We start from the raw sequence: 25938 nt of genomic DNA, 5'->3' as shown, positions 1-25938 counted from the left end.
AACTGAGAAAAATTGTCGAAATTGCATGGATGGTATTATACTATAGGAGAACATATGAAAAAGAATTTTTTAAAATTGTTGGTGGCAATATCAACGTTAAGTCTAGTAGCTTGTGGTCAGACGGATCAGACTGGTCAAGTGAACCAAGAAACCTCTAGTAGTACACAAAAGGTAATGGAAAGCTCAAGTACAACGAAGAGTGAGAAAGTAGTCAACAGCCCAGATGATTTTCCTCGTGTAGATGAACATACTGAAATCGATGCTGAAGTAAAGCAAGCTGTAAAAGACTATGTAGGATTTTATTCAGGAGTAGTTGAAATTCCGTCAGCTGAAACAAGTCATGCTCCCGATGATAATTTGACCGTATTTTATAAGATTGATTTTGCAATCAACGAAGATGGTAGTTATGAATTGTATCTAGAGCGAGATGTTCCGGGAAGTCAAATAGGGCATTTGTATGTTACCAAGGACAATCAAATGGATGCTAAACTAAAGGTTGGTGAACTTCATCAAGGTAAGTTCGAACTAGAATATGGACAGCTGTTGCTTTTAGAAGGTCCTAGCCTAACTCAAGGTTTTCTTGGAGAAGATGGAGAATTATTGCCAATGTATGGCTTTTATGGCAGTGATACACCAACAAACTATCTTGGTGTAACAGATAATGATGAAATTGTTGTAAAAGACGGTAAAGTACAGGCTACCTTTTATTTATCTGCTTATACCGACAAAGCAACTGTTATTGACCTTGAAAAACAAACAACAAGACCAACATCATTGAAGTATAGTACAGAACAGATTAGCCAATATTCAGCGGAACATTACAAAGAATTGGGGATGGCGTCTGAAGTGACCTATCAGTACAATACAGTAAATGAGTTTCTACAGGCACTCAGATTGCGTCATACGACAGAGAAAAAAACGTTAGAAAAAATAAAAGTTGTTGATGGTAGTAGTCTGACTAACTATTATACTTCTGATAATAAGGAAATTAAAAATATCAAATTTGCGATATTCGATGGGCTATCTAACTCTTACTATGTTTATACAGGAGATAAGGTTTATCAACTCGAAAATGAACATGAAGCCAAAGAAATAAAAGTTATACCAGAACTCATTGATTACATTAGTTACTCTGTAGGTTAAAAGGAGAGTAGGATGAAAAAATTATTAACCCTTATTTTAACGAGCGTAACCGTATTATTCTTAGTTGCTTGCGGAGCTAAAAATGATAATGGGACCTATACCTATTCAAGGGAAAAAGACGGAACTACTTACACAGTAATTATCAAAATTGAAAATAATACTGGAACTCTTACGTTTGAAGAAAAAGGGGAAGATGGTCAAACCCAGTCTGAAGAACAGGGACTGACTGTCGATCAAGAAAGAAAAACGCTAACAGCAGAAAATGATAATTCGACCGTGGATTATAAAATTGTTGATGGAGTCCTAACATTAGACACTCTTGATTCAACTTTAGCAAATGCAGAGTTTACCAAAGAATAAACGTAAATACTCTGTTCCATTTGTCAGAAAAGTCGCTCTAGCGGCTTTTTTGTCTGATTTTTTCTAGGCTTGATAAGCTAGTACAAATCAGATATAATATAAAAAATAAATTTCTTAACAAGGAGACCTTCATGCAATCGGAATACGTTTTATTGTGCAGTCCATACAGATACAGTTCAGTTTTTGCCAATTCAGTCAATAGACAATTTATCGAAAAAGAACTAATGAGTGTCGTCATGCCAGGTGTCAATATAATGACCAGAGGCCTGTTGCGAACCATGTTAGAAACAAACTATGGCATTACAGATTATTCAAGTTTAAAAGAAGAAATTGATAAGCTTGAAGATGGTCGTTATCATGCTTTAGAAGATGTTTCTTCATTTATTGATGGAATAGGCACTCCTGATGTAAAAGACTTTTACCTTTCTTTAAATTCATTAACAGGTTCTCAACTAATCAAAGGCTTTGACGACTGCCGTATAATTGATGTCTTGACGAAATCGTATGCTACTCGCTTGATTACTAAAGAAGAATTTGAGGAACTGTTTACCAAACAAACAGAGCGTATCAAAAATAGTTATCAGACTTGGGAACAATACCTAGCATCTTGTGTAATGGGAAAATTACTTCAGTATGTTCCTAGCTCAGAAACGATTACAAGCGTTGAGGAATATGTGGTAGATGTTTATTCTTTTTGTATTACACCGACGAATGTCTTTTCTTATGGTACTTTTTGGGCAAATCATGAGTTAGCCAACTTGACAGCCTTTTTAGAAAACTTCTTACCTGAAGAAATTGTTAAAGAGTTAAAATCAAGGCAAGATCGTGTGGATTATAAGGGTGAGATTCCAGGACTTACTGCGCCTTCAAATGATTTGCTTGCTTCCCTAGAAGGAACCTCTATAGACCCAACTTTTATCGATTATGAACGCTATCAGTACCTGAGCGAACTTGCAGATTACGTTTTTTGGACTCCCCTTATTGAGAATAATCTTGAATGGATGATTACAGAAAAAAACTTGCAAGAACAAGATACAATTCTTTTACCAAAGGAGTATGCAAGTCTTTATTCGGCTAGAGTATTTTGGTATCATTATCCAAGCTACAAGGAGTTGCATGAAGAACATATTTTTGCCATGTTTGAAGGAACTCTAAGTTTAAATCTTATCTTTACAGAGGAAGCTGTCTATACCTTTAAGAAGAAATTATTCGGCAAACCAGCACTTGTCAGAATCCCTTGGGAACAAGTTGAGTTAAGCTCCTCACTTAATTTATGGATGGAAGAAAGTAAAATTCATTTTGGCAAAAAGACAATCTCTAATGTCAGTCCAGTTTTAAGCGAAATCGGCCTAAATAGTAAGGCTATTGACGACCTAGATTCTCAAGAAAGGAAAGCTCTTGAAAATGAATGGCAACAAAAAATGAATCAATTTTTAGAGGGTATTCCTCAACGGATTCGTGAATTTAAAGGGAGATGATAAACAACTCTTAATGCTGTTTTGAAAAGTCGCTCTAGCGGCTTTTTTGTCTGCTGAAAATAATTGGTAAATCCTAGTATTTCTGCTATAATAGTTAAAAAATCATTGGAGGAATAGGATGCAAAAAAGACTTGAAAAATTTGAAGCAAAATTAGCTCAATTAACTGTTGATGGAATCTTGGTGACTGGTCAAAACAATATTTACTACCTGACAGGTTTTTGGGGGACAGAGGCGACTGTCTTCATCAGTGGCAAGCGTCGCTTGTTTGTGACTGATTCGCGTTATACCTTGATAGCCAAGGCATCAGTAAAAGGTTTTGATATTATCGAGAGCCGTTTTGCCCTTGAAGAGATTGCAAAGGTGATTAAGGAAGATGGGATTGAAAAAATTGGTTTTGATAGCGAGGTGACCTATGGTTTCTATCAAAATCTGACCAGTATTTTTGAGGGCTATCAACTGGTTGCTATGTCAAACTTTATCGAAGACTTGCGCATGATTAAGGATGAGAAAGAAATTGCGACCATCCGCCGTGCATGTCAAATTTCGGATCAGGCTTTTATTGATGTTCTTGACTTTATCAAACCAGGTCAGACGACTGAGATGGACGTCAATCATTTCCTAGATCACCGCATGCGTCAACTCGGTGCCGAAGGGGCGTCATTTGAGTTTATCGTGGCATCTGGCTACCGCTCTGCCATGCCCCATGGAAGAGCGTCTGAAAAGGTTATCCAAGCTGGTGAAACGCTGACCTTGGACTTTGGCTGCTACTACCAACATTATGTCAGCGATATGACGCGTACCATTCATATCGGTCATGTGACAGATCAAGAGCGTGAGATTTACGATGTGGTCTTGCGTGCCAATAAGGCTTTGATTGAGCAGGCCAAGGAAGGTGTCACCTACCGCGAGTTTGACGCTATTCCTCGTGAGATTATCAATGCGGCGGGTTACGGAGCCAACTTTACACACGGCATCGGTCACGGTATCGGTTTGGATATTCATGAATATCCGTACTTTGGAAAATCTGACGAGACTATCAAGGCTGGTATGGTCTTGACGGATGAGCCTGGTATTTATTTGGATGATAAGTATGGTGTCCGTATCGAAGACGATCTACTGATTACGGAAACGGGTTGTAAGGTGTTAACTTTGGCACCCAAAGAATTGATTGTCCTATAGTTTTCAGTTTATCTTGTATCACGTCATCACTTTCGTCTTGCCTAGCTCCAGTGATGTCTGCGTCACAGTTCCTAGTCTGAAAGTGATTGAAGAGACCGGATTAAAGTTATAGAAGATTTGAGATTTTTATCCCTTTGTGGTAAAATAAAACGAATAAATTATTTTTTATGAGGTATAAATTCACATGATTGAAGCAAGTAAACTTAGAGCTGGTATGACCTTCGAAGCAGAAGGTAAGTTGATTAAGGTTTTGGATGCGAGCCACCACAAACCAGGTAAGGGCAACACCATCATGCGTATGAAGTTGCGTGATGTGCGTACAGGTTCAACTTTTGATACGACCTATCGTCCAGATGAGAAGTTTGAGCAAGCTATTATCGAAACCGTTCCAGCTCAATACCTTTATCAAATGGATGACACAGCTTTCTTCATGAACACGGAAACCTACGACCAGTATGAAATTCCAGTAGCAACTATTCAAGAAGAATTGCTCTACATCTTGGAAAACTCAGATGTGAAAATCCAATTCTACGGAACAGAAGTAATCGGTGTGACCGTGCCAACAACTGTTGAATTGGTCGTTGCTGAAACACAACCATCTATCAAAGGTGCGACTGTAACAGGTTCTGGTAAGCCAGCGACAATGGAAACAGGCCTTGTGGTCAACGTGCCAGACTTTATCGAAGCGGGTCAAAAACTCGTTATCAACACAGCAGAGGGAACTTACGTATCACGCGCTTAATTGCCCCCTCTTAGAAAAGGAGAGCCTATGACAACAGAATACCAAGGCGAAATCGTTATTGCGCCACGCGTTCTTGAAGTAATTACAGGCATTGCAGCAGCAAAAGTTGAGGGGGTCCATTCTCTTCAGAACAAGCGGGTTGCAGATAGCCTGTCAAAATCATCTCTCAACAAGGGTGTCTACCTTCATACAGATGAGGAAGGGCAAGTGACGGCTGATATTTACGTTTACCTGGAGTATGGCGTCAATGTCCCTGCTGTATCAATGGATATCCAGCGAGCTGTCAAGACTGCTGTCTTTAACTATGCAGAGGTGGAGTTGGCTGCGGTTAATATCCACGTCAACGGCATCGTTCCAGATAAGACACCAAAACCAGCCCTGAAAGACTTGTTCGGAGAGGATTTCCTCGATGAAGAATAATAGACATGCCCTGCGGAAGTGCGCTTTGCAGGCGATTGTATCCCTAGAATTTGGCCAAGAGCCTGTCCAGGCTGCTCAATTTTCTTACCTCTATGACCGTGAGGAAGAGACAGAAGGTGTGGAAATTCCTCTCTTTCTCCTCAACTTGGTCAATGGTGTGGCAGCCTATCGAGAAGAATTGGACAAGGAATTGTCTAACCGATTAAAAGCAGGTTGGACTTTAGACCGATTGACCTTGATTGATAAAAATATCATGCGTTTGGGCTTATTTGAAATTCAATATTTCCAAGAAACACCAGACCGCGTCGCAGTCAATGAGGCTATCGAGCTAGCCAAGGAATTTTCAGACGAGTCATCCGCTAAATTCGTAAACGGCGTATTAAGCCAATTTATCCAAGAAGAAGCCTAATCAGGTTTCTTTTTTTCGTTTCTTTTTGAGTTGGGAAAGGGAGATTACTCTCAGAAAGAATTCAGCCCACCTGACTTAATAAACGCTCAGTTTCGGAAGGATGCCATGAAATGTTCAGAGTTGACTAGTTTGGCTGTTTATGGGATGATACAGGAGAAGTAGAATTTAATATATTTGTATGAATAAAAAAGACAAGCATTACACAATACTTGTCTTATATACTAGCTCCGGCGGATAGGCTGACTGGCAAAATGTAGTTCCGTTTATCCAGTTCCTTGCCTTCGATTTTATCAATCAACAAATCCACCATCAATTTGGCGATGTCAGCCAATGGCTGCTTAATGGTTGTCAGCTGTGGGTAATAATTTTCAATGAAATAAGTCCCATCGTAGCCAATCAATTTGAGGTCTTGCGGAATAGTCAAATTGAGCGATTGGGCAACGTTCCAGACCAGCATAGCTGTCAAATCGTCTGACACAAAGATGCCGTCGGGGGCGTGCTTTTCCAGAATGGACTTGATTTCCATTTCCTTGCGAATGGGTGTAAAGTCGCTGGCAACGTGATAGACGGTTTCATCTGGTAAGACGGAGAGGAAACCAGACCGGCGCAGACCAGTAGGGGAGTCGGAATTATCATTCCCCGAAATCATGATAGGTCGTTTGCAGCCTGCCTTTTTCAGGGTTTGGGCCGCCAAGACTCCTCCTCCGTGGTTATCAGAAGAGACAACGGGAATAGTAGGAGAGAGATTGCGGTCAAAGGCAATAATTGGGGCGGAAACCCGGTCATAGTCCTTGATGCCCAGGTTGTGACTGCCCGAGATGATGCCGTCAACCTGATTGGCCGCTAACATCTCTAGATACTCTCTTTCCTTGTCCGATTCATGCTGGCTGTTGCAAATAATGGTCTTATAACCTCGGTTGAAGAGTTGGCTTTCCAGGTGTCCAATCAGCTCGGCATAGAAAATATTATTGATAGTAGGGAAGATGAGTCCGACTAGCTTGGCCGATTTTCCCTGCAAGCTCCTCGCCAAATTGTTGGGCTTGTAGCCCAATTCCCGCATGGCATCCTGGACTTTTTTGACAGTTTTTTCTGACAAGTAGCCTTTTTTATTGATGACGCGGGACACGGTTGTGGGACTGACGCCGGCTAGGGCAGCAACATCAGTTAGTTTTGCGACCATAATCTAAATGGTAGTAAGTTCCGGTTGGATTGCCACTGGTAATGGCAATGCCATTTTGATCAGCATCAGGGAAGACGCGACCAGAAAATACTTTTTCTCCTTTATTGATGAAAATTTCAAAGACAGACTTGTCTATGAAAATATTGGCAGTCAAAGCTCCAGACCCAATGTCACAAGTTCTGCTTGTTCCATATTCAAGGGCAAACGGCTGACCACAATGTTCGCGGTCCAAGCTAATATGTCCCTTTTCTGTATCAACTGTCAGCACCAAGCCTTTTTGGTCTGCATTGGCAAAGAGGACGATTTCATGCTTACCATTGGCAGCAAAGTCCAGCTCCAATTCGTAGACATTGTTGGTTTCTTTTTTAGCTGAAAATGGCAGAGCTTCTTGGCGGAGGCTAGTAATGGCTTCGACCGGGTACTGGTAGAGCTTGCCGTCCTTGATAGTCAATTCCTTGACCAGGGACAAGCAGCCCTGGTAATCATAAGCATCCGTAGGATATTCCACATCTGGCAGGGCCAACCAGCTGACAGACAAGGTACGACCTTCTGGTGCGTTAAATGCCTGTGTTGCATAGCACTCAAAACCGTAGTCAAGGTTGATTAACTCACTCGGTTCTACAATTTTTCCTGTTTCAGGGTCAAATGCCTGGCCAATCTTGTACATATTTGGATAGATGTTGCCGTAGTCCAGAACAGACTTGTCCAGACCCTGTGGGCAGTAGAGCAGGACGGGCTGGTCACCGACGAAGGCAATGTTTGGACATTCCATCATGTAGGCCGTCAGGTCATTTTCAAAATCCAAATCCGCCACATAGGTCCAATTGAGGTAGTCGTTGTTTTCAGCCTTGTAGAGCTTAACAATCCCCTTCAAATCCAGATTTTGTCCACCGACGATGGCGTAATATTGTCCCTTGTAGTTGAAAATCTGTGGGTCACGGAAATGGTCTGTCGTGTCCTCTGGCTGTTCAATCAAGACCTTGTCAATCTTCTCGATCTTGCCATCCTTGTCCATGAGGGCGCCAATCTGATAGGTGTGGCGTTGCCAATTTTCATCGCGGACATTTCCTGTGTAAAAGAGGAAGAGTTTGTCATCAAACTGCATGGCAGAGCCAGAATAAGCTCCGTGGCTGTCCAGAGGAGTATCTGGATAAAGAACAGTACCTGTTTCTTCAAAATGAACCAGATCGGTTGATTCAGTATGGACCCAAGATTTGAGACCGTGGGCTGCACCAAAAGGAAAATATTGATAAAATAATGTCCATTTTCCATTGAAATAAGAGAACCCATTGGGATCGTTCAAGAGTCCATGTGGTGTTTCGATGTGGAAGTTAGTTCTCCAAGGTGAGCTTGCAGTATTTTGTTTAATTTTTTCAATGTATTCTGGCGTCCAGTCAGCATAGGCTCTGTAACGCTCTTCAGTTGTAAAGGCCATATTTTCTCCAAAAATCTATACTATTTCATCCTATATAGTAAACGTTTCCTGCTTAAAAATCAAGTTTTTACCGTTATTTTGGCTGAATTTATAAAAAAATATGACAAACGTTTGACATATTTCTCAAAAGTGATATAATAAAAACACTGAAAGGTTTGAAAACACTTTCAAAAAATAAAAAAATAAGGAGATTTTGCAAGATGAATAACACACAAATTGCAAAAGAAGTCATCGAAGCCCTCGGTGGACGTGAAAACGTACGTAGCGTAGCTCACTGTGCGACACGCCTCCGTGTTATGGTCGTTGACGAAGGAAAAATTGATAAGGATAAGGCTGAGAACATTGAAAAAGTTCAAGGTGCCTTCTTTAACTCAGGTCAATACCAAATCATCTTTGGTACTGGTACTGTAAATAAAATCTACGATGAAGTCGTAGCACTTGGCTTGCCAACAGCAACAACTGGTGAGCAAAAAGCAGAAGCAGCGAAACAAGGAAATGGTTTCCAACGTGCTATCCGTACTTTCGGTGACGTATTCGTTCCAATCATCCCTGCCATCGTAGCGACTGGTCTCTTCATGGGTCTCCGTGGATTGTTGGCTGCATTTGGCTACACTTTGCCAGAAGATTTGAACGTTTACTCACAAATCTTGACAGATACAGCCTTCATCGTATTGCCAGCCTTGGTAGTATGGTCTACCTTCCGCGTATTCGGTGGTAACCAAACCATCGGTATCGTTCTTGGTATGATGCTGATCGCTGGTCAATTGCCAAACGCTTGGGTGGTTGCTAACGGTGGTGATGTTGTACCTCTGAAATTCTTTGGTTTCATCCCAGTTGTTGGTTTGCAAGGTTCTGTTTTGCCAGCCTTCATCATCGGTTTGGTCGGTGCTAAATTTGAAAAAGCAGTCCGTAAGGTTGTTCCAGACGTTCTTGACCTCTTGGTAACGCCATTCATTACCCTCTTTGTAATGTCAATCCTCGGTTTGTTTGTCATTGGTCCAGTCTTCCACGTAGTTGAAAACTACATCTTGGCTGGTACTCAAGCAATCTTGCACTTGCCATTTGGTCTTGGTGGTCTCCTTATCGGTGGTGTTCACCAAGTTATCGTCGTATCTGGTGTTCACCATATCTTCAACTTCTTGGAAGCTCAATTGGTAGCAAACACTGGTGCTAACCCATTTAACGCGATCATCACAGCAGCTATGACAGCACAAGGTGCTGCAACAGTAGCGGTTGGTGTGAAAACAAAAAATCCTAAATTGAAAGCTCTTGCTTTCCCAGCAGCTCTTTCTGCCTTCCTTGGTATTACTGAGCCAGCTATCTTCGGTGTTAACTTGCGTTACCGCAAACCATTCCTTCTTTCATTGATTGCAGGTGCAATCGGTGGTGCCTTTGCCTCCTTCCTTGGACTTGCTGGTAACGGTATGGGTGTAACCATCATTCCTGGTGCGACACTTTATGTTGGTAACGGCCAATTGTTCCAATACATCCTTATGGTAGCTGTATCGTTTGCTCTTGGTTTTGCATTGACTTACCTCTTCGGATTCGAGGATGAGACTCCAGCACAAGCTGTTGAGACTTCTACTTTGAAAAACGAAGCATCAACAGGTGCAGTTGCGCCAGCAGCGGACCTTGCTGAAGAAACTCTTGTTTCTCCATTGTCAGGTGACGTTGTAGCTCTTGAAAATGTGAACGACCCAGTATTCTCATCAGGTGCTATGGGTAAAGGTTTGGCAGTTAAGCCAACTGAAGGTGTTGTCTATGCTCCGGCGGATGCTGAAGTAACCATCGCTTTTGAAACAGGCCATGCCTACGGTTTGAAAACAGCTTCTGGTGCTGAAATTCTTATCCACATTGGTATTGACACTGTTTCAATGAACGGTAACGGATTTGAAAAATTAGTAGCAGCTGGTGATAAAGTAAAAGCTGGTACTCCAATCGCTAAATTCGATGCTGCGAAAATTGCTGAAGCAGGTCTAGATGATACAACGATGGTAATCGTAACGAATACAGCAGACTTTGCTGAAGTTTCACCACTTGCTGAAGGAACAATTGCTCACGGAGCAGACTTCTTGAAAGTTGTTAAATAATCCGTAAAATAAGCACAGAAAAAGGCGGTAAGCCTTTTTCTTCTATTTCTTTCTATGGTATAATAGATTGATAAAAATAATGGAGAAATCAGATGACAAAATTATACGGTAGCTTGGAAGCTGGTGGTACAAAGTTTGTTTGTGCGGTCGGTGATGAAGATTTCCAAGTCATTGAAAAGACACAGTTTCCGACAACAACGCCCTATGAAACCATTGAGCGTACGGTAGAATTTTTCAAACGCTACGAAGATCGTTTGGCTGGGATTGCTATTGGTTCGTTTGGTCCGATTGATATTGACCAAAACTCACAAACCTATGGCTATATCACTTCAACACCAAAACCTCATTGGTCAAATATTGACTTGCTGGGCTTGATTGCAAAAGAATTTAACATTCCTTTCTACTTTACGACAGATGTAAACTCTTCTGCTTTTGGTGAGACCTTGGTGCGCAAGGGTGTGAAGAGCCTGGTTTATTATACGATTGGTACAGGTATCGGTGCTGGGGCTATTCAAAATGGTGAGTTTATCGGTGGTCTCGGCCATACCGAAGCAGGCCATACTTACGTTGCACTCCACCCTTACGATGTAAAAAATGAATTCAACGGCGTTTGTCCTTTCCACAATGGCTGTTTGGAAGGTCTGGCTGCTGGTCCTTCCTTGGAAGGTCGTACAGGCATCCGCGGTGAGTTGATTGAGCTCAACTCTGATGTCTGGGATGTACAGGCTTACTATATTGCCCAGGCCGCAGTGCAGGCAACACTTTTGTATCGTCCGCAAGTCATCGTTTTCGGTGGTGGTGTGATGGCGCAGGAGCACATGCTTAACCGTGTCCGTGAGAAATTTACAGGCCTCATGAATGACTATCTGCCAACGCCAGATGTCAAGGACTACATCGTGACACCTGCTGTTGCGGAAAATGGTTCTGCGACACTCGGAAACTTTGCTTTAGCCAAAAAAGTAGCTGAAAAATAAGTCTGACATAAGAGAGAAGCTTGGCTCTGCCAGGCTTTTCTGTGGCTCTTCATTGGCATTTATCGGGAAATTTGATAAGATTGGGCTAGAAGAATTGAGAAGGAGACAATTATGGCACAACCATTATTTTTAAACTCTGTCATGCAGGAAAAAATCTGGGGTGGGAATCGTTTAGAGACCGAATTCGGTTATGAAATTCCCAGCCAGACGACCGGTGAATTTTGGGCCATTTCGGCTCATCCCAACGGCGTTTCCGTCGTAGCCAATGGCGATTACAAGGGTACTCCCTTGGACAAGTTATATGCTGAGCGTCGTGATTTATTTGGCGACAGTGACAGTCCAGTTTTTCCGCTTTTGACCAAAATTCTGGATGCCAATGATTGGTTGTCTGTTCAGGTTCATCCGGACGATAGCTATGCCTTAGAGCATGAGGGCGAATTGGGAAAGACTGAGTGCTGGTATGTGATTGCGGCGAATGAGGGAGCTGAGATTATCTACGGTCACGAGGCCAAGAGCCGTCAAGAATTGGCCCAGATGATTGAGGAAAAGGAGTGGGACAAATTGTTGACCCATGTGCCGGTCAAGGCAGGTGACTTTTTCTATGTACCAAGCGGGACCATGCACGCTATCGGCAAGGGAATTATGATTTTGGAAACCCAGCAGTCCAGCGACACGACCTATCGGGTCTATGATTTCGACCGCAAGGATGATGTTGGCAACCTCCGTGACCTCCATATCCAGCAGTCTATTGATGTCCTGACCATTGGTGAGCCAGCAAACAGCCACCCCGATACTATTGAAGCTGGGGCGTTGAGAGCCACAACTTATGTCAGCAATGAATTTTTCACGGTTTACAAGTGGGAAATCGAAGGTGCGGTCATTTTCAAAAAACAAGCTCCCTACTATCTAGTCAGCGTCCTTGATGGTGTAGGCCAATTGCAGATTGATGGTCAAGTCTACGAGATTGAAAAAGGTAGCCACTTTATTTTGCCAAGCAATGTGCTGGAATGGGAATTTTCAGGGCAATTGGAAATGATAGTTAGTCATCCATAGAATCTGGAAGGCAGTCCTGCTAAGGGGCTGTTTTCTTTGTGAAAAGCGTGTTTGAGAGTTGTTCCAACCTTGAAAAAAACCAAATCTTGTGCTAGAATATATTATTGAACTATGTCACCTGGCCTGGAATTTTTAGGTTCTTGTCAAATGGTTGTCAGCTATTGATGGATGTAGCTTACCCAAAGACGGAAGGGTATCCTTGTGACAGGTCAGACAAGCAAAATCAAGTTAAGTAGGAAGTACAGAATGGTTAGAAATATGCTCCGCTCCATTATTGAAAATGATAAGGGTGAGCAAAGAAAATTAGAAAAAATGGCGGACAAGGTTTTCTCTTACGCAGATGCCATGGAAGCCTTGACGGATGAGCAGTTGCAGGCCAAGACGCAGGAGTTTAGGGACCGCCTTGCCAAAGGTGAAACCTTGGATGAACTCCTCTATGAAGCCTTTGCCGTTGTTCGTGAGGGTGCGCGTCGTGTCCTGGGCCTCTATCCTTATAAGGTTCAGGTCATGGGTGGTATCGTTCTCCACAATGGTGACGTTCCAGAGATGCGTACTGGTGAAGGGAAGACCTTGACGGCGACCATGCCGGTTTACCTCAATGCCCTGACAGGTGAAGGGGTACACGTAGTAACGGTCAATGAGTACCTTTCTACTCGTGATGCGACTGAGATGGGTGAGCTTTATTCATGGTTGGGTCTGTCGGTTGGGATCAACTTGGCAGCCAAATCACCTTTTGAAAAGCGTGAAGCCTATAACTGCGATATCACTTACTCCACCAACTCGGAGATTGGTTTCGACTACCTTCGTGATAACATGGTGGTGCGTGCAGAAGATATGGTACAGCGCCCGCTCAACTATGCCTTGGTCGATGAAGTTGACTCAATCCTGATCGACGAGGCCCGTACACCTTTGATCGTTTCAGGTCCTCAAGGCTCAGAAACCAACCAGCTCTATTTCTTAGCGGATAAGTTGGTCAAATCTTTGGATCGCGACGACTATATCATCGATGTACCGTCTAAAACCATTGGTTTGGCGGATTCAGGGATTGACAAGGCTGAGAAATTCTTCAAGCTGGACAACCTCTATGATATTGAGAACGTGGCTATTACCCACTTCTTGGACAATGCCCTCCGTGCCAACTATATCATGACCTACGATGTTGACTATCTGGTCAATGAAGAGCAGGAAGTCATGATCATCGATCCATTTACAGGTCGGACCATGGAAGGACGTCGCTATTCTGACGGTCTGCACCAGGCTATTGAAGCAAAAGAAGGTGTACCTGTCCAGAATGAATCCAAGACGTCTGCCTCTATCACCTATCAGAACCTCTTCCGTATGTATAAGAAATTGTCTGGTATGACGGGTACTGGTAAGACAGAAGAGGAAGAATTCCGAGAAATTTACAATATCCGCATCATTCCTATTCCAACCAACCGTCCAATTCAACGTATCGACCATGAAGACTTGCTCTATCCAAACTTGGAATACAAGTTTAATGCTGTAGTGCGTGATGTCAAAGAACGTTACCAAAAAGGTCAACCAGTTCTTGTCGGTACCGTTGCGGTTGAGACCTCTGACTTGATTTCTCAAAAATTGGTGGCTGCAGGGGTTCCGCACGAGGTTCTTAATGCTAAGAACCACTACCGTGAAGCCCAAATTATCATGAACGCTGGTCAGCGTGGTGCTGTTACCATTGCCACCAACATGGCCGGTCGTGGTACGGATATCAAGTTGGGTCCTGGTGTGCGTGAACTTGGCGGTCTTTGCGTTATCGGTACGGAGCGCCATGAGAGCCGCCGTATCGATAATCAGCTCCGCGGACGTTCCGGTCGTCAAGGGGATCCAGGTGAATCACAATTCTACCTATCCTTGGAAGATGATTTGATGAAACGCTTTGGTTCAGAGCGAATCAAGGCCTTCATGGAGCGGATGAACTTGTCTGAAGAAGAGTCTGTCATCAAGTCTGGCATGTTGACCCGTCAGGTTGAGGCGGCGCAGAAGCGTGTTGAAGGAAACAACTACGATTCTCGTAAACAGGTCCTTCAGTATGATGATGTTATGCGTGAACAGCGCGAGATTATCTACAGCCAACGCCATGATGTGATTACTGCTGAACGCGATTTGGGTCCTGAAATTCGCTCTATGATTCAGCGGACAATTGAGCGCCTGATTGACTCCCATAAGAGCTTCAGTCGTGAAGAGGCCTTGGATTCAATTCTCAAATTTGCTCATGCCAATTTGGTTGACGAGGAGAGTTTGCGCCTATCTGATTTGGAAGGCCTCAGCTATGGGGAAATTGCAGATGAATTGTACGACAGAGCCATTGCGGTTTATGATTCACAGATTGCCAAATTAAAAGATGAGGACCGTATTCGCGAGTTCCAAAAAGTCTTGATTTTGCGTGTAGTGGATAATAAATGGACAGATCATATCGATGCTCTGGATCAATTGCGAAATGCAGTTAGTCTGCGTGGTTATGCTCAGAACAATCCGATTGTCGAGTACCAGTCAGAAGCCTTTACCATGTTCAATGACATGATTGGTTCGATTGAGTTTGATGTGACGCGTTTGATGATGAAGGCTCAGATTCACGACAATATTGAACGTGAACGTGCAGCCCATGAGGCGCATACAACAGCAGTTAAGAATATCATCCCACCGACTCGTGCAGTTTCGAAAGAGGCCTTTGAGGGTGTCGATCGCAATGCACCATGTCCATGTGCTTCAGGGAAGAAATTTAAAAACTGTCACGGAAGACAGTGACAGCTTTTCGAATCGATAAAGAATAAACAGAACAGGAGCGTGGTGGGGCAGGAATGAGTAGCCTCCCCGCTCTATTTTTTAGGTGAAAATGATTATTGGTCACGGTATAGATTTACAGGAAATCGCAGCAATTGCGGCAGCAATGGAGAGCAAGCCCCGTTTTGTAGAAAAGGTGCTGACTGAATCAGAGAGAGAACGGTTTTCGAGCCTGTCTGGGCGCAGACAAGTTGAATTTTTGGCTGGTCGTTGGGCGGCAAAAGAAGCCTTTGTCAAGGCCCTGGGAACGGGGATTGGAAAAATCGGTTTTCAGGATTTGGAGATTTTGCCGGATGAGAAGGGGCGTCCAGTGGTCACAAAATCGCCTGTAGCCTGTAAAGTTTGGCTGAGTATCAGTCATTCAGGGAATTTTGTCCAGGCCAGTGTCATTTTGGAGGAAGAGGATGAAAGCTAGCATACATCGGCCCACAGTAGCTAAGGTGAAGGTGGGCAATATTGGTCACAACTTTGATAGGCTGACAGAGAATCTGCCAGCTCGAACGAAGAAGTTTGCGGTTGTTAAGGCCGGTGCCTATGGCCATGGGGCTGTGGAAGTGGCGCGTGAATTGTCATCCAAGGCAGATGGCTTCTGTGTTTCCAATATGGACGAGGCCTTGGAGCTCCGCCAGGCCGGTCTGGAACATCCAATTTTGATTCTTGGTGTGGTCCCAATCGACTGCATTCCTCTGGCCCGCCAGACAAATATTAGTCTGACACTGTCTAGTCTGGATTGGTGGCACTTGGTGCAGGAGGCAGGATTGGAACTGGACGGCCTGTCTGTCCATATCAAGGTGGATACAGGTATGGGGCGTCTGGGTTTTCGGAATGTTGAGGAAATCACTGAACTGATTGAAGAATTGGCAGCTGCTGATGTAGATTTTGAAGGTATCTTTACCCATTTTGCGGCTGCAGACCAGGCGGACGATTGCTATTATCAGGAACAGTTGCAAAATTTCCGGAGCATTCTGGACCAATTGACAAGCCTGCCGGATTTGATTCATGCTAGTAATTCTGCGGCCAGTATCTGGCATCCAGATGCTGTTTTCAATATGATTCGCCTGGGGGATGCTCTCTATGGCCTCAACCCAAGCGGTCGGGAGTTAGAACTGCCCTATGCTCTTCTGCCGGCCCTGAGCTTGGAGTCCCAATTGGTACAGACGAAGCTCTTGGACGCGGGCCAAAAGATAGGTTATGGTATGACCTACGAGAGCCAGGGGGACGAGTATATCGGGACGGTGCCAATTGGCTATGCAGATGGCCTGTTGCGGGCTATGCAGGGATTCTCAGTTCTTGTTGATGGGGAGCCTTGTCCGATTGTTGGTCGTGTCTCCATGGATCAGATTACCATTCGTCTACCAAAACCTTATCCCCTGGGGACCAAGGTGACCTTGATTGGTCAGGATGGGGACCGAGAAATCACCGTCCAAGACTGGGCAGATTATGTGGGGACTATCAATTATGAGGTGGTTTGTCTGCTGTCTTCACGCATTTATCGACAATATATAGAATAGTTAGATGGGCTGGGAATATTCTCAGCTCTTTTTGCTTGTTGAAGAAATTTGGGAAAGAATGATCAATCTTTCGGTTTCTACTTGACAAGTGAAGCATTATACAATATAATAATAAGTGGATATAACCAGTTTAATAGGAGGAATAGCATGCCAACCTATATTAAAGCAAAATCAATTATTCTTGCTGAACAAGAAATAGAAAATGCTTACTTAGAAATTACAGAAAACGGTCAGTTCGGTCAAATCTTGACAGAAGAGCCGACGGGCGGTCAAATCATTGACCATTCAGCTTATCACCTTGCACCGGGATTGGTCGATACGCATATTCACGGCTACGCTTCTCACGATGTCATGGACAATGACTTTGAGGGGATTAAGACCATTTCAGAAGGTCTGCTGGCTTGCGGTGTGACCTCATGGCTGCCAACGACCTTGACGGATTCGGTTGAAAATTTGGATGCGGTCTGTGAAACCATTGGTCAACATGCTGGTGAGGAGACCGGTGCGAAAATTCAAGGAATCTTCCTCGAAGGGCCATTTTTCACTGAAAAATACAAGGGTGCCCAAAATCCAAAATATATGAGCGACCCTTCGATTGAGAAATTGGACAAGTGGTACAGTCTTTCCAATGGCTTGGTCAATAAGATTGCCATTGCACCAGAGCGCGAGGGCGTTAAGGAATTTATCGAATTTGCCAACAGCAAGCAAATCCATACAGCGCTGGCGCATTCGGATGCGACTTTTGCACAAGCGCAGGCAGCAGTTGATGCAGGTGCCAATATCTTTGTCCATGTCTACAACGGGATGAGCGGTCTTCATCATCGTGAACCGGGTATGGTGGGCGCTGCGCTTAGTCTCAAAGATGTCTACGCAGAAATGATCTGTGACGGCCATCATGTCCACCCTGCAGCAGCTGAAATTGTTGTCAAAGCCAGAGGAGCGCGGGAAACGGTCTTGATTACGGACTGTATGCGGGCAGGTGGTATGGGCGAGGGCGAGTCTCGTCTGGGTGAATTTGAAGTCGTGGTCAAAGACGGCACAGCTCGCCTCAAAGACAGCGGTAGCTTGGCTGGTTCTATCTTGGAGCTTATCCAAGCGGTGCAAAATGTGGTCGAGTGGGGCTTGGTCAGCTTGCCTGATGCCTTGAGAATGGCCTCTCTTGCCCCAGCACGGTCTGTCAACATTGACCATGTCTGCGGTCAAATCGCTCCAGGTCGCGCAGCAGATTTCATTGTCGTGGATGATCAAGGTCAGCTCAAAGCAACCTATCTGGACGGTGTGAAGCGCTTCGGCTAAATTTCGTCATTTCGTTTATCTTTTATTGCTTTGTTATTAACTTGTTAGGCACTAGGCTAGCCTACTTAACTCTGTTTATCTCATTTTCCTAAGGAGGATTCTAATGACAAAACTACAACTTTCGCAAGCTAAGTTTGATCATATGACACGTTTGTCAAACAGTGATCAAGTCATTGCGGCTCTTGCTATTGACCAACGCGGTGCTTTGAAACGCCTTTTGGCGGCAGCTGCTGGTGGTGGTGAATTCGGCGACGATATTTTGATTGATTTCAAAAAAGTGATTTCAAGTGACCTGACACCTTATGCCAGCTCTATCCTTTTGGATGCAGAATTTGGTGTACCTGCGTCAGAATTGCGCCATGCGGACTGTGGCTTTATCGCTGCCTATGAAAAAACTGGTTATGATGCCTCAACTCCGGGTCGTTTGCCAGATTTATTGCCAAACTGGTCAGCGAAACGGATCAAGGAATTGGGCGCAGATGCCGTGAAAATCTTGCTCTACTATGATGTGGATGACAAGCCAGAAATCAACGACATCAAACACGCTTGGGTTGAACGCATCGGTAGCGAGTGTTTGGCAGAAGATATTCCTTACTTCGTGGAAATCTTGACTTACGATGCAAGCGATATGGACGTGACTTCTCGCGAATATGCTGCCCTCAAACCGCACAAGGTCAACGGCGCTATGCGTGAATTCAGTAAGGCGCGCTATAACGCTGACGTTCTCAAGGTGGAAGTACCTGTCAACATGAACTTTGTGGAAGGCTACACAACAGAAGAGCCAGTCTACACTGCAGAAGAAGCAAAAGCCTACTTCAAAGAGCAGTCTGAAAGCACGCATTTGCCATATATCTACCTCAGTGCGGGTGTATCTGCAAAACTCTTCCAAGAAACGCTTGTTTTTGCCAAAGAGGCAGGTTCAGACTTCAACGGTGTTCTCTGCGGACGTGCAACTTGGAAAGATGCTGTGGCAATCTTTGCCAAAGAAGGTGAAGAGGCTGCTAAGGCATGGTTGGCAGACCAAGGTCGTCGTAACGTGGAAGAACTCAATGGAGTTCTAGCTACAACAGCCCGTCCTTGGACAGAAAAAGTAGAAGTGAAATAATCGTGAATTACTAAGAGCCTGGGTTCAAGCCTAGGCTCTCTTTTTTTAGTTCGTGTTAACATCTTAGCGCAGGGTTGATTGGCTTTCACAATTTGGGGAACTGAGAAAGGTGGGAAATTGGGATTGTGAAACAATCCTCAGCACTTCGCGTTTAACGCTCCAAACCTATCCTAACGAATGATACGAACTCCGTTCGTTCAATTTCCAACCTCCAAAGGTTTCCCAAACCTTTCTGATGCGAACAATGTTCGCCTTATCTCCAACCTCCAACAGTCACTACTCTGACTTAACGACTGATGAGAACAGAGTTCGCTATATCTCCAGCCTCCAAAGGTTCCCCGAACCTTTGGAGCTATGCGGGGGCGGGAGTTTAAAAGGTCTCCCAGACCTTTTAAAGTGGGAGATATAAGCTGACGGCAGTCAGCTCACATAAATTGAAGTCTGGGGATAGATCGTTTTAGGTCAACAAAAAGAAATAAAGACTTGTTGACGAACTCTTTTTAGCTTTGTCGAGTTGAGCCCATTCCCTTTTTAAGTGGTTGAAAGCTCTAAAAATCTCGATAGGATCACTAAGTTAGGCTTAACAATAAATCTATTTTTTGCTATAATCAAGGTATAGAATCCGTTTTCAAGAGGTGTCATCATGGAACTAAAAGAAGTCATGCAATTGTTGGAAGAGATGAAGTTGGGGGTTTTTGCGAGCTTGGATCAAGATGGAAATCCGCATGCCCGTCACATTCATATCACAGCGGCCACTGAGGAGGGGATTTTCTTCATGACCAGTCCCGAAACTCATTTTTATAAGCAATTAATGGGGGATCCGCGTATCGCTTTGACAGCCATGTCAGAAGATGGTTATCTGCTTCAGGTCGTGCGGATTGAAGGCTTGGTTCGTCCGGTGGAAAATGATTATTTGAAGACCATTTTTGCGGACAATCCTTATTACCAGCATGTTTACAAGGATGAGGATAGCAATGACATGCAGGTCTTTCAATTGTATGAGGGGAAAGGCTTTTACCATAGTTTGACCCAGGGACATAAGTATGTCTTTTCAATTGGTAAGGGTGCATCTGGCACCATTCGGACCTTGTAAACTAAACTAGCCAAGAGGTGTAGATTTCTTAAAATTGTGGTAGAATAACAGTTATACTATCTAAACAATGGGGGAAGACTTGTGAGAGAGGATATTAAACTCAACGAGAGAGCCGAGGTGCTGTCTGAGCAGCTAATTGCTGTTTTGGAAACCATTTATGATCCGGAAATTGAATTGGACATCTACAATCTTGGTTTGGTCTATGAAATCACTGTGGATGAGGCTGGTCTATGCAAGGTCATCATGACCTTCACGGATGCAGGTTGCTCCTGTGCAGATACCATGCCGGGTGAATTGATTGCGGCCCTAAAAACCATTGACGGAATCGAAGATGCCCAGGTGGAAATCGTTTGGTCACCGGCCTGGAAAATGACCCGTATCAGCCGTTTGGGACGCATTACACTGGGGATTAGCCCGAGATAAAGGAAAAAAGTTGAAGATGGAGTGTCTTCAACTTTTCTTTGTACGACGGGCATGTCGTACATCTGAGGTGGAAGTCCTCTGTGGGCACCCGCTACCGGTGAACCCAATAGCGACTCCCAAGTCTGACGCTGGAAACCAAGACAGTCAGAGGAAGGGATAGCGAAATCGTGGCACTACGAACAGAAACGTGATACAAAGACTTACTTTTGTTATTATTTTCTAATATAGCCTTTTGTAACTGTCCAATAACAAGGTATTGATGGTAGCTTTCGGTGGTTTCCTGAAGTTGGATTTGATTTGGATGATTGTAGATATTGTCAATGGTCTCATGGGCTTACCAAACTTAATTGCTTTACTAGCCTTATCACCAGTTATTATCAAGGAAACACGGCAGTATTTTTCAAAAGATAAAAAATTGTAATGGATGGTATAATACGACTACTTGTTAATCGAGGTCAATAATCTCGATTGGGAGTGGGAAATTACTCGACCGAGATAAAACATACTAAGATTAGTAGTGAGGAAATCTCCGACGGGAGAAAGTACTCACTACTTTTTCTTTATGATAAAGTAGAGGTGTCTTGTTAAGTCGAGAACTCTTTTGACGCTAGACGTCGCATCAAAAACTGGCAAGGCACCTGTTTTAGAAAGAATGTTATCAAAGTATGTGGGACGCCAGACGTCGAGTATTGAAAATGACATCACTAAAACAAGGAATCATTCAAGACAAAGAGGTAATATCATGCGAGTAGTATTTGGGATTGACGTGAGTAAGGTAAGTTCAGAAGTAGCCATTCTAGTCAACGGCGAGAAGGTTCATAACTACACCATGTCCAATGATGCCATTGGCTTTTCTCGGCTACTTGGCGATTTGAAAACCGTCCACAAGCCAGAAATCATCTTTGAAGCAACAGGCGTCTATTCTCGTCGTCTTCAAGCTTTTCTGGATGAACATAGCTACGCTTATACACGACTCAATCCCTTAGAAGCCAAGAAGCAACTGGATAGCTTGCGTGTGAGAAAAACAGATCAAATTGACGCCGAAAAACTAGCTCAATCTCAGTTTGTACTGAATCGTAAATCGACGTATGTCCAAGAAGAAGTCTACCAAAACTTGCGGGATCTCAGTCGATTCTATCAGAACTTAACTGAGGACATCGTTCGAGCTAAAAACCGCCTGCACAAGGTCTTACAGGTCACTTTCCCTGAATTGGAAACTATCTTGTCAACACCAACTGGGGAACAATACTGGAACTTAGTTATAGCTTTTCCTTGCAAGGACTTCGTGCTTGAGTTAAGCAAGGATGAACTCTCAAAGAGCATCCGTCTGTCCACTTCAAAACGGATTTCTGACAAGCGTGTGGCTTACTTAGTTGAGAAGCTGACAGCACTAGCTAATCAATCTTATTGTGCCGTTAAGAAAACCTCTCCGATCATGGAAGAGGTGCGTTACTATGCAAAAGAATTGCTTAGACTTTCTGAACAGAGACAAACTGTCTTAGACGAAATGGTGGAACTAGCTCAGCCATTACCAGAATATGAGATTCTGCTTTCTATTCCTGGTATCGCTGAGACGACTGCAACAAGTATTATTGGCGAACTGGGAGATATTCGCCGTTTTCAGTCTGCCAATCAAATCAATGCCTTTATCGGTATTGACCTAAGACACTATGAATCTGGAAGCTTCCTCGCTAAGGAGCACATTACCAAGCGTGGCAATCCCTACGCTAGAAAGATTCTGTTCAAGTGCATTCACAATATCGCTTCAGCTAGTCACACTAATCCTTGCCATATCGCAGACTTTTATGAGAAACGAAAAAGACAATCGCAAACGACTTCAACCAAGCCACACACGATTGCCTCCATACATCGACTCATTCGGACAATGTATTACCTCATTATGCATAACAAACTTTACGATTACGCTTCAACCCAAAATCGATAAAACTGTTTATGCTCTATCATTGTAACACCTTATCAAAAAATTTCAACATAAGGTGTTGGTTTTGTATACACTTTTTTCACTAAACTTTAGTCCAAAAGAAAACAATTTCCTTATTTTGACTATTGAACTCAAAATATTTTTCGTCAAATACCTTGATGGACTTGACAAATGGTAGAAAAAGAGTTCATCAACAAGTCTTTATTTCTAGTTGTTGAGCTGAAACAGTCTATCCCCAGACTTCAATTTATGTGAGCTGACTGCCGTCAGCTTATATCTCCCACTTTAAAAGGTCTCCCAGACCTTTTAAACTCCCGCCCCCGCATAGCTCCAAAGGTTCGGGGAACCTTTGGAGGCTGGAGATATAGCGAACAAAGTTCGCATCAGTCGTTAAGTCAGAGTAGTGACAGTTTGAGGTTGGAGATGAAGCGAACTCTGTTCGCATCAGTCGTAGAGGTTAGATTTGGAGTGTAAAATACGAACTGATGAGATTTGCTGTGCAAATCTTATCTCCAACCTTTAACAGTCCACTGGACTGTTAAACCCAATCAACCACTGCGCTGAGATGTTGACACGAACTCTGAAAAGTGGTGCTAGGCTTTTTTGACCAGTCCCTACTCGATTACCATCCACCGCGACCTGCAGGTGCGCCGCCCCTTGCGCCGGGACCGGTTTGGACAATGTCAGTTTGTTTCTCACCGTTGACCGTGACGTCACCGCCTGTAAAGGAGACGGAACCGTCAAAGTCAAAGGCTGATGTAGGAGCAGTTATGTCAATGGTGCCACCAGAAATGATCAAATCGCCATTGGAATCAAAGGCATCCGTATTGCCATTTCCGACTGCAACGGTCAAATCGCCTCCGGTGACCTTGATGAAGATATCAGTAGCTGTATCGCTTGCGGCATTGATGGCATCATCAGAACCATAAACATCCAAGGTTCCACCATTGATAGTGATATTGCTTCCTTCCAAGGCCTCGGTTGACTCAGTTACTTTAATCGAACCATCTTCAATGGTCAAGGCAGATTCGGCTTTGATACCGTCGTCACCTGCAGTGACAGTGATGGTTCCGCCCGTGATAGTAGTATTTCCTTTCGTAGTATCCTCGTCGTTTGTCGCCTTGATACCATCGCCACCTGCTGTCACATCAATAGTACCGCCTGCGATGGTCAATGAATCCTTACCACGAATACCATCATCTTGAGAGTTTACGGTGATAGATCCAGACTCAATGGTCAGGTCATCGGTAGAGACAATCCCGTCTTGGAAATTGCCTTCAACGGTCAGTTTACCATTGCCAGTGATAACTAAATCCGACTCCGAATGAATGGCCCCTTCAATATCTGCATCGGAATGAGTGCTAGTGTCTGAGACAGTATTTTCGGTGCCATCTTGCAAGTTAATTTCAAGATTATCAGCAGATAGGACATTGATAGCTGCGGTATCTGTGCTAGAAATGGTAGCTCCAGCCAAAATCAAACGCACATTTTCCTGAGTGTCAATGGTTACACCTTTTGTCGTCGAACCGCTTAGAATATAGGTTCCGCCTTCAGTGATGGTCAAGCCCTCGTCAGACAAGGTAACTTCTTGACTAGGGAGTGACGACCAATCAATGCTAGAAGTGCTTGCGGTGTTACTCGTGCTTGAATTGGTCGTCGTTACTTGGCTGTTGGCAATCGTCTTGTTGGTTTGGGTCTGTCCTTGGGCAGAAGAACAAGCAGCTAACGTTGCGATAGTGAGGAGGGCAATGCCAGAGGTGAGTAGTTTTTTCGTCTTAGTTTTCATCATAATGATTTCCTTCTTTCTTTATAAATATTTCTTTTTCGGTGTCTGTTTATTGACAATAAAGTTGAGTGGTTGGGCGTTTACAATGGTTTCTGTCAAGACTTGGTCTGAAATGCTTAGCTCCAGAACCAGTGAATATTCGAGGACCAGAGCCTGTTTTTTCTTTTTGTAGCTAATGGATAGGATTTCTTCCTCCTTACAAGCTGCTTTGAAGACCTTCTTGAAAAAATGATGGTAATCAAAATCCAAGGGAACAGTTAGGAGAATGTGTCGTCTCCTGTGATCGGTTTGACCAAAATTCACCGTTTCAAAGAAGAGCATGGCGCCGCAGATGACGAGCGTCAGGAGGCTGGCCAGTCCCAGATAACCGGTTCCTGTTGCTAATCCGATGGCCATAGCCAGTAGGACTGCCAGCATTTCTTTGGAAGAGCCAGAGGCAGAGCGGAAGCGAATGAGACTAAAGGTCCCAGCGACTGCTAAGCTAGTCCCCAGACTGCCGTTGACCAAGAAGATGATAAAGGCAATCAGGGTTGGCATCAGGGTCAAAGTTATGACAAATTCCTTGCTGTAGCTGGATTTGTGCTTGTAGGTCATTGCCAGTAGATAACCCAGCACCAAGCTGATCCCCATAATTAAACTGATTTGCAGGGCGATGGAGCTGGTGGTAGATAAGATACTATCGAATAGGTGCATAGGCTATCAACTCCTTTTCTGGGCTAGTCGCGAGGCGGTAAGCCGTTCCGTATTTGGAGAAGGATTTTCTCTCAATGGCGTGCTTTTCAAGGAGCGCGGATAGCCAATCTGGAATCGTCTCAGCTGCTTTGATTTCCATAATCATTAGGTCAGGGTCCAGCAGGACCTTTTCTTTTGCAGCTGATTTAAGCGCCGGATGTTTGTCTGAATAGATAACGTTTTGGTCAATGGTCAAGCGGAGTTTTGGATCCTCTAGCCCCTTGAAGGACTGGCGTTCATAGCGAATGAGAATTTTCGGATAGAGATTGCCATACCGTTTCCGAAGCGATTGAATTTCTTGGCAGACAGGTTGGTCTGGTAGGCTGCTGTCGCGCAAACCTGTACGGAGGAAATATTGAATAATGTGCGGTGTTGATTCCAGTCGGTACTTGTAACCAATGCCATCGATTTTTTTCTTGATTTCCAAAAAGGCGGTGCTGTTGGCATGAGGCTGGGCATCGTAGATCCGAATCCGAACCTTTTCACGCTGATGCTTTTTGGCTAAGGCATCCTGGACCATGTCAAAATCCTCATTATCAAAATAAATGCTGGTAATGGTTGAATGAGCGTAGTCATCTGCAAGGAGATGGGGCTGGGCATCGCGGAGGAAGAGTCTCCAGGTCGCTTTACTGAGGATGTATTTAGTTTCCTTACGTTTGAATTGTTTTTGGCTGATAGTGGTTTTCATGTAAGACCTCTTTCTAATGGACTGTTTATGTTTCTAAGTATAAAGGTCAAATATTAAACCAAACTTAAAGTTCTGTTTTGAGGAGCAAAAAAATCC

At 43.8% G+C, this 25938-nt stretch carries 23 protein-coding genes and 1 pseudogene; 19 read left to right on the top strand and 5 right to left on the bottom strand.

Annotated elements, in window-relative coordinates; all coding sequences use genetic code 11:
* Positions 1-54 precede the first annotated feature (54 nt).
* The 7 genes from AB1F57_RS11840 (at position 55) to nusB (ending at position 5732) form a co-directional block, all read left to right on the top strand.
* The gene (locus AB1F57_RS11840; RefSeq protein WP_367985779.1) at positions 55-1143 is read left to right on the top strand and encodes a hypothetical protein; all 1089 of its coding nucleotides are present in this window, start codon (positions 55-57) and stop codon (positions 1141-1143) included.
* A 12-nt stretch (positions 1144-1155) separates the two neighbouring features.
* Complete coding sequence (locus AB1F57_RS11835) at positions 1156-1503, top strand: hypothetical protein (RefSeq protein ID WP_367985778.1); 348 nt, start codon at positions 1156-1158, stop codon at positions 1501-1503.
* Between the two features lie 131 nt (positions 1504-1634).
* Complete coding sequence (locus tag AB1F57_RS11830) at positions 1635-2981, top strand: DUF1266 domain-containing protein (protein ID WP_367985777.1); 1347 nt, start codon at positions 1635-1637, stop codon at positions 2979-2981.
* 118 nt (positions 2982-3099) lie between these two features.
* Positions 3100-4161 carry a M24 family metallopeptidase gene (locus tag AB1F57_RS11825; RefSeq protein WP_367985776.1) on the top strand — a complete coding sequence of 354 codons (1062 nt, stop codon included), beginning with the start codon at positions 3100-3102 and terminating at the stop codon, positions 4159-4161.
* A gap of 184 nt (positions 4162-4345) precedes the next feature.
* Complete coding sequence (gene efp / locus AB1F57_RS11820; RefSeq protein ID WP_105111509.1) at positions 4346-4903, top strand: elongation factor P; 558 nt, start codon at positions 4346-4348, stop codon at positions 4901-4903.
* A gap of 27 nt (positions 4904-4930) precedes the next feature.
* Positions 4931-5323: an Asp23/Gls24 family envelope stress response protein gene (locus tag AB1F57_RS11815; RefSeq protein WP_105111510.1), complete on the top strand. Its 393-nt coding sequence runs from the start codon at positions 4931-4933 to the stop codon at positions 5321-5323.
* Entirely contained in the window at positions 5313-5732 is a 420-nt protein-coding gene (gene nusB / locus AB1F57_RS11810; protein WP_367985775.1) for a transcription antitermination factor NusB, read from the top strand. Before AB1F57_RS11815 ends, nusB begins: the two co-directional genes overlap by 11 nt.
* A gap of 214 nt (positions 5733-5946) precedes the next feature.
* Here nusB and AB1F57_RS11805 read toward each other — a convergent pair whose 3' ends face one another.
* Both AB1F57_RS11805 and AB1F57_RS11800 read right to left on the bottom strand, forming a co-directional pair.
* Positions 5947-6912 (bottom strand): LacI family DNA-binding transcriptional regulator, encoded by a 966-nt coding sequence (locus tag AB1F57_RS11805; RefSeq protein ID WP_172080019.1) that lies wholly within the window; start codon positions 6910-6912, stop codon positions 5947-5949.
* Positions 6893-8347, bottom strand: a complete 1455-nt coding sequence (locus AB1F57_RS11800) for a sucrose-6-phosphate hydrolase (protein WP_174852624.1) — start codon at positions 8345-8347, stop codon at positions 6893-6895. The genes AB1F57_RS11805 and AB1F57_RS11800 overlap by 20 nt, the downstream gene beginning before the upstream one ends.
* A 200-nt stretch (positions 8348-8547) precedes the next feature.
* Here AB1F57_RS11800 and AB1F57_RS11795 point away from each other — a divergent pair, with 200 nt between their 5' ends.
* From AB1F57_RS11795 to AB1F57_RS11740, 12 genes and pseudogenes are all read left to right on the top strand, one after another.
* On the top strand, positions 8548-10437 hold the full coding sequence (locus tag AB1F57_RS11795; RefSeq protein ID WP_367985774.1) for a sucrose-specific PTS transporter subunit IIBC: 1890 nt from the start codon (positions 8548-8550) through the stop codon (positions 10435-10437).
* Positions 10438-10529: 92 nt separating this feature from the next.
* Positions 10530-11411, top strand: a complete 882-nt coding sequence (gene scrK, locus AB1F57_RS11790; RefSeq protein ID WP_105122504.1) for a fructokinase ScrK — start codon at positions 10530-10532, stop codon at positions 11409-11411.
* A gap of 111 nt (positions 11412-11522) precedes the next feature.
* Positions 11523-12464 (top strand): mannose-6-phosphate isomerase, class I, encoded by a 942-nt coding sequence (manA, locus tag AB1F57_RS11785; RefSeq protein WP_167785175.1) that lies wholly within the window; start codon positions 11523-11525, stop codon positions 12462-12464.
* A 246-nt stretch (positions 12465-12710) separates the two neighbouring features.
* Positions 12711-15230 carry a preprotein translocase subunit SecA gene (secA, locus tag AB1F57_RS11780; RefSeq protein ID WP_367985773.1) on the top strand — a complete coding sequence of 840 codons (2520 nt, stop codon included), beginning with the start codon at positions 12711-12713 and terminating at the stop codon, positions 15228-15230.
* Positions 15231-15318: 88 nt separating this feature from the next.
* Positions 15319-15681 carry a holo-ACP synthase gene (gene acpS / locus AB1F57_RS11775; RefSeq protein ID WP_167785209.1) on the top strand — a complete coding sequence of 121 codons (363 nt, stop codon included), beginning with the start codon at positions 15319-15321 and terminating at the stop codon, positions 15679-15681.
* Positions 15671-16777 carry an alanine racemase gene (gene alr / locus AB1F57_RS11770; protein WP_167785177.1) on the top strand — a complete coding sequence of 369 codons (1107 nt, stop codon included), beginning with the start codon at positions 15671-15673 and terminating at the stop codon, positions 16775-16777. Before acpS ends, alr begins: the two co-directional genes overlap by 11 nt.
* Positions 16778-16924: 147 nt before the next feature.
* Positions 16925-18073, top strand: a complete 1149-nt coding sequence (gene nagA / locus AB1F57_RS11765; protein ID WP_170239168.1) for an N-acetylglucosamine-6-phosphate deacetylase — start codon at positions 16925-16927, stop codon at positions 18071-18073.
* Positions 18074-18176: 103 nt separating this feature from the next.
* On the top strand, positions 18177-19178 hold the full coding sequence (gene lacD, locus AB1F57_RS11760; RefSeq protein ID WP_174852617.1) for a tagatose-bisphosphate aldolase: 1002 nt from the start codon (positions 18177-18179) through the stop codon (positions 19176-19178).
* 643 nt (positions 19179-19821) lie between these two features.
* The gene (locus AB1F57_RS11755) at positions 19822-20271 is read left to right on the top strand and encodes a pyridoxamine 5'-phosphate oxidase family protein (protein ID WP_167785179.1); all 450 of its coding nucleotides are present in this window, start codon (positions 19822-19824) and stop codon (positions 20269-20271) included.
* A gap of 81 nt (positions 20272-20352) precedes the next feature.
* Complete coding sequence (locus AB1F57_RS11750) at positions 20353-20694, top strand: metal-sulfur cluster assembly factor (RefSeq protein ID WP_105111524.1); 342 nt, start codon at positions 20353-20355, stop codon at positions 20692-20694.
* 253 nt (positions 20695-20947) lie between these two features.
* A pseudogene (locus AB1F57_RS11745) lies at positions 20948-21115 on the top strand (alanine:cation symporter family protein); the annotation flags it as partial.
* A gap of 321 nt (positions 21116-21436) precedes the next feature.
* Positions 21437-22639 (top strand): IS110 family transposase, encoded by a 1203-nt coding sequence (locus tag AB1F57_RS11740; protein WP_367985527.1) that lies wholly within the window; start codon positions 21437-21439, stop codon positions 22637-22639.
* 619 nt (positions 22640-23258) lie between these two features.
* On the opposite strand, the gene AB1F57_RS11735 is transcribed toward AB1F57_RS11740, so the two are convergent.
* The 3 genes from AB1F57_RS11735 to AB1F57_RS11725 are packed head-to-tail and all read right to left on the bottom strand — an operon-like array spanning position 23259 to position 25842.
* Entirely contained in the window at positions 23259-24422 is a 1164-nt protein-coding gene (locus tag AB1F57_RS11735; protein ID WP_367986359.1) for a carbohydrate-binding domain-containing protein, read from the bottom strand.
* A gap of 21 nt (positions 24423-24443) precedes the next feature.
* Positions 24444-25115: a DUF4956 domain-containing protein gene (locus AB1F57_RS11730; protein WP_367985772.1), complete on the bottom strand. Its 672-nt coding sequence runs from the start codon at positions 25113-25115 to the stop codon at positions 24444-24446.
* Positions 25099-25842 carry a polyphosphate polymerase domain-containing protein gene (locus tag AB1F57_RS11725; protein WP_174852614.1) on the bottom strand — a complete coding sequence of 248 codons (744 nt, stop codon included), beginning with the start codon at positions 25840-25842 and terminating at the stop codon, positions 25099-25101. Before AB1F57_RS11725 ends, AB1F57_RS11730 begins: the two co-directional genes overlap by 17 nt.
* Between the last annotated feature and the right edge of the window lie 96 nt (positions 25843-25938).

This window comes from Streptococcus nasisuis (assembly GCF_040836615.1).
GTDB classification, from domain to species: Bacteria; Bacillota; Bacilli; order Lactobacillales; family Streptococcaceae; genus Streptococcus; species Streptococcus suis_V.
The sequence above is the reverse complement of the archived record's forward strand: the minus strand, read 5'-3'. Positions and strand labels throughout refer to the sequence as shown.

What these genes read in the sequence shown, in the direction of transcription:
- AB1F57_RS11840 (WP_367985779.1), top strand. Translation starts at nt 55, where the DNA reads ATGAAAAAGAATTTTTTAAAATTGTTGGTGGCAATATCAACGTTAAGT.
- AB1F57_RS11835 (WP_367985778.1), top strand. Translation starts at nt 1,156, where the DNA reads ATGAAAAAATTATTAACCCTTATTTTAACGAGCGTAACCGTATTATTC.
- AB1F57_RS11830 (WP_367985777.1), top strand. Translation starts at nt 1,635, where the DNA reads ATGCAATCGGAATACGTTTTATTGTGCAGTCCATACAGATACAGTTCA.
- AB1F57_RS11825 (WP_367985776.1), top strand. Translation starts at nt 3,100, where the DNA reads ATGCAAAAAAGACTTGAAAAATTTGAAGCAAAATTAGCTCAATTAACT.
- efp (WP_105111509.1), top strand. Translation starts at nt 4,346, where the DNA reads ATGATTGAAGCAAGTAAACTTAGAGCTGGTATGACCTTCGAAGCAGAA.
- AB1F57_RS11815 (WP_105111510.1), top strand. Translation starts at nt 4,931, where the DNA reads ATGACAACAGAATACCAAGGCGAAATCGTTATTGCGCCACGCGTTCTT.
- nusB (WP_367985775.1), top strand. Translation starts at nt 5,313, where the DNA reads ATGAAGAATAATAGACATGCCCTGCGGAAGTGCGCTTTGCAGGCGATT.
- AB1F57_RS11805 (WP_172080019.1), bottom strand. Translation starts at nt 6,912, where the DNA reads ATGGTCGCAAAACTAACTGATGTTGCTGCCCTAGCCGGCGTCAGTCCC.
- AB1F57_RS11800 (WP_174852624.1), bottom strand. Translation starts at nt 8,347, where the DNA reads ATGGCCTTTACAACTGAAGAGCGTTACAGAGCCTATGCTGACTGGACG.
- AB1F57_RS11795 (WP_367985774.1), top strand. Translation starts at nt 8,548, where the DNA reads ATGAATAACACACAAATTGCAAAAGAAGTCATCGAAGCCCTCGGTGGA.
- scrK (WP_105122504.1), top strand. Translation starts at nt 10,530, where the DNA reads ATGACAAAATTATACGGTAGCTTGGAAGCTGGTGGTACAAAGTTTGTT.
- manA (WP_167785175.1), top strand. Translation starts at nt 11,523, where the DNA reads ATGGCACAACCATTATTTTTAAACTCTGTCATGCAGGAAAAAATCTGG.
- secA (WP_367985773.1), top strand. Translation starts at nt 12,711, where the DNA reads ATGGTTAGAAATATGCTCCGCTCCATTATTGAAAATGATAAGGGTGAG.
- acpS (WP_167785209.1), top strand. Translation starts at nt 15,319, where the DNA reads ATGATTATTGGTCACGGTATAGATTTACAGGAAATCGCAGCAATTGCG.
- alr (WP_167785177.1), top strand. Translation starts at nt 15,671, where the DNA reads ATGAAAGCTAGCATACATCGGCCCACAGTAGCTAAGGTGAAGGTGGGC.
- nagA (WP_170239168.1), top strand. Translation starts at nt 16,925, where the DNA reads ATGCCAACCTATATTAAAGCAAAATCAATTATTCTTGCTGAACAAGAA.
- lacD (WP_174852617.1), top strand. Translation starts at nt 18,177, where the DNA reads ATGACAAAACTACAACTTTCGCAAGCTAAGTTTGATCATATGACACGT.
- AB1F57_RS11755 (WP_167785179.1), top strand. Translation starts at nt 19,822, where the DNA reads ATGGAACTAAAAGAAGTCATGCAATTGTTGGAAGAGATGAAGTTGGGG.
- AB1F57_RS11740 (WP_367985527.1), top strand. Translation starts at nt 21,437, where the DNA reads ATGCGAGTAGTATTTGGGATTGACGTGAGTAAGGTAAGTTCAGAAGTA.
- AB1F57_RS11735 (WP_367986359.1), bottom strand. Translation starts at nt 24,422, where the DNA reads ATGAAAACTAAGACGAAAAAACTACTCACCTCTGGCATTGCCCTCCTC.
- AB1F57_RS11730 (WP_367985772.1), bottom strand. Translation starts at nt 25,115, where the DNA reads ATGCACCTATTCGATAGTATCTTATCTACCACCAGCTCCATCGCCCTG.
- AB1F57_RS11725 (WP_174852614.1), bottom strand. Translation starts at nt 25,842, where the DNA reads ATGAAAACCACTATCAGCCAAAAACAATTCAAACGTAAGGAAACTAAA.